This is a genomic window from Thermovirga sp. (genome assembly GCA_012523215.1).
Lineage (GTDB): Bacteria > Synergistota > Synergistia > Synergistales > Thermovirgaceae > 58-81.
In genome coordinates this window covers 1-3,148 of sequence record JAAYIZ010000317.1, presented here as the reverse complement: position 1 = coordinate 3,148, position 3,148 = coordinate 1, and the positions used below count along the sequence as shown (strand labels likewise).

Below are 3,148 nucleotides of genomic sequence, written 5' to 3'. Positions count from 1 at the left end.
CTTCAAGCCAGTCTTATACATTTGATGGAAATGGTTGAAGAACTGGGGCTGATAGTTATGGGTATGCCGTTTGTCAAACATATTGAGAAAGATCTCTGGGAACTGAGGGCAAAGGCAAAAAGCGGGATTGCAAGAGGAATATATGTGACCAGAACGGGGAGAAACATTTACATATTGAGAGTGATACACAAGAAAACTGCCCGGCTGACAAGAACTGACATCGAAGTTGCCCGGCAAAGAGCAAGGAGGATAAACAATGATCACTGAATTCAAAAAGATCAAAAAAGAACTTCTTAAAAGCTCCCAATTCAGAGAGGAATACGAGAAACTCTCCAGCGAATACCAGATCGCCAGAATGTTGATCCTCGCACGCAAGGAGGCCGGAATGACCCAGCAGGAAGTGGCGGAAAGGATGAGAACCTCACAGTCAGCCATCGCCAGGATCGAGTCGGGAAAACCGGGAAACCTTCGATCGATCGAAAGATATGCAAATGCCACCGGGAACAGAGTAAAGATAGATCTTGTAAGAGCGGCAAGCAGCGGATCAAGGAAAACTGATCTTTAACCAAACAGGCATAATCAGGAACCAGGAGTGACTGGCGTATCACAACAATTCCTTTCGCACTTGGGGACCCAAACACACACACCGGCAAGGAAAGGGGGCGCGATCGCGCCCCCTTGATCTGCAGTCTCGAACTGAAAACTTCATTTTTGACTCAGGGTTACCAGCCGCCACCGCCTCCCCCACCACCGCCTCCGCCGGAGAAGCCTCCTCCTCCTCCGAAACCGCCCCCGAAACCCGAACTGGACCCCGGAGCCGCCGATGAGGACGCCACGGCCGTCCCAAGGCCGCCGCTGAGGCCTGTCATGAAGGAAGCCGCCCCCAGGGAGTAAACAGGGTAAGTCCCCGTGTACCATTGCGGATTATACTGGGCTTTCTTGAGAACGTCATCGAAGTGGGCGGCCCACTCCTTCTCCACTCCCAGGGCGATGGCGTAGGGGAGCAGACTTTCAAAGTGCCGGGGCGTGTCCTCGGGCATGTCCACCCTGGCCAGGGCCTTTATCCGTTCCTTCTCGGCGGAAATAATGTACATGCGGAGACCCTCCAGCTGGTCCATGAGCTTTCTTCCCTCCGGGGTGTAGTTTTTCATGAGCCTGAAGAAGAGGACGTTCAGAAGAAAGGCCGCCGCCAGCGAAAGGGTGAAGTTGTAGGACAGTTCACCGGGAAAAAGCCGCAGGAAAAGCGCCTCGGCCCCCATGAAGGGTATGGAAAAGACCAGCAGGAAGAGTCCCCTGATGAAGAAGCCCGCCTTTTTTCTTCGGAAACCCTCTCCAAGGGAGGTTAAGGCCGTAAAGAGCAGTAAGCCGATCCCCAGGGTCCAGGCGCCAAGCCACAGCGTGGGAAAGAGCGAAACCCCCTCCCCTGCCCCCCCGGCTCCAAGGAGGGATGCACTGAAGCCCATAGTGACCAGGGTCATGGTTATGCCGAGGGCGACCCATTTCCAATTCCTCAGGAAGAAGTCCTTCCCCCGGTAGGCTATGTGATCGGTTATGGCGGCCTTGGCCGAGGAGAAAGCCTCGTGGTTTTTCTGATCCACGTCGAGGGATCTCCCCCCTGGGAAAAGCGACGCCAGGAAAGCATTTTCTACGATGGGGAGACCATTGCGGTCCTTGTCCGTGGGGTGAAGGGTGAATCGGTTCTTCCCCCGGCTGAAGAGTCCCTTGGGGACGTCGCGCTCCTCTATCCGGAGGAAGCCCCTCACCCCCAGGTCGATCAGGGTGGCGGTGAAGGTGTCGTCCCTGAATTTCTGGTTGTGGACATAGGAGGCCATGGCAGGAGTGACGCCTTCGGGCGGGTAGAAAAGCGGGATGATGTTGCCGGGACGAAGGTCCTTGCCCCAGCGGCTCCAGGCCAGCATATAGTAGAGGAAGATCAGCGCCACCGACAGGGGCGGGAGGTATTTGCCCCAACGCTCGGCCAAGCCAGCCCGGGCCTGTCTTTTCAGATAGTCCTTCGAGGGCAGGATGTACCCCTTGGGGAATCCGACCACTATGGTGAGACCCTCCCCGACCCTGAGGGGCGCGGTGGTCTGGAACCAGGCCGTGTGGCTGGCTGTTTTGCCCGTGGCGTCCTGGGCGCGGGAACCCTGGGGGCCGGTGTACCAGGCGATCTTCTCCACGGGGACATTCTCCGGCAATGCGACCAGGGCGGTGGCCCTGTCGATGGGAAAATCCCAGCCGGTGCCGGTGACATTCCAGTAGAGTTCGTCGTGGTCTTCGAAGAATCCTACCTGCTCTGTGGTGGTGTAGACGACGGTGTAGGTATGCTCGCCCAGGGGCGCGTAGGAGTTGGGGTCGCCGATGCGGACTCTGACGCCGTTGCTGAGCCTTTCGGTCTTCCACGGGACGGGGCTTCCGTCGAGAAGCACGGTCTGCACCGAGAATCCCACCCGGATGGTGTTCCCACCGGGTGATCTGTACAGGGTGGGGAAGTCCCTGAAGATGCCCCTCTGGATCTGGTCATGCTCCACGCGGACGGTGATGTCCTCCCTGACGGCGAGTGTGCCGCTTTGCTCCACACGGATGGAGCTGTCGAAGGACAGTATCCTCTCCGCCGCGGAAGTTGCCGGGGCGAGAGCAAGGAGCAGAAGGAGAGCCGCCAAGGCACGCCTGAAGGTCCTCATGGTGGGAACCCCCGCCAGGATCCTAACTAGAACTGCACCCTTGGGACGGCGCGGTCCTCCTCGGCCGCCTCGAAGTATTCGCGGCTGGTGAAGCCAAAGGGCCCGGCCAGCATGTTGTTGGGAAAAACCTGGATGAGGGAATTGAAGGCCCTGACGGTGCCGTTGTAGTACCGGCGGGCCATCTGGATCTCCGCTTCGAGGTTCCCCAGATTTTGCTGAAGATCCAGGAAGTTGGTGTTGGCCTTAAGTTCGGGATAGTTCTCAGCCACGGCGAAGAGGGAGCGGATGGTCCCGGTGAGGGCGTTCTCCGCCTGGGCCCTCTCCCCGACGGAGCCGGCGCCGACGGCCGCCGCCCGGGCCTGGGTTACCTTCTCGAAGAGTTCTTTTTCGTGCTTGGCGTAACCTTTGACGGTCTCCACAAGGTTTACCACCAGGTCGGCCCGACGCTTGAGCTGGACATCGAT

Annotated in this window: 4 protein-coding genes; 2 read left to right on the top strand and 2 right to left on the bottom strand. The window is 58.4% G+C overall.

Annotated elements, in window-relative coordinates; genetic code table 11:
- Both GX108_08460 and GX108_08455 read left to right on the top strand, forming a co-directional pair.
- A partial coding sequence (locus GX108_08460) for a type II toxin-antitoxin system RelE/ParE family toxin (protein NLO57053.1) occupies positions 1-267 on the top strand: 267 nt, incomplete at its 5' end.
- On the top strand, positions 257-565 hold the full coding sequence (locus GX108_08455; protein ID NLO57052.1) for a helix-turn-helix domain-containing protein: 309 nt from the start codon (positions 257-259) through the stop codon (positions 563-565). The genes GX108_08460 and GX108_08455, both read left to right, overlap by 11 nt.
- 157 nt (positions 566-722) lie before the next feature.
- On the opposite strand, the gene GX108_08450 is transcribed toward GX108_08455, so the two are convergent.
- On the bottom strand, positions 723-2,684 hold the full coding sequence (locus tag GX108_08450) for a DUF2207 domain-containing protein (GenBank protein NLO57051.1): 1,962 nt from the start codon (positions 2,682-2,684) through the stop codon (positions 723-725).
- A 26-nt stretch (positions 2,685-2,710) separates the two neighbouring features.
- On the bottom strand, positions 2,711-3,148 hold a 438-nt coding region (locus tag GX108_08445; GenBank protein NLO57050.1), incomplete at its 5' end, for a LemA family protein.

Coding starts and splice junctions, on each gene's coding strand:
- GX108_08455 (NLO57052.1), top strand. CDS start 257: ATGATCACTGAATTCAAAAAGATCAAAAAAGAACTTCTTAAAAGCTCC.
- GX108_08450 (NLO57051.1), bottom strand. CDS start 2,684: ATGAGGACCTTCAGGCGTGCCTTGGCGGCTCTCCTTCTGCTCCTTGCT.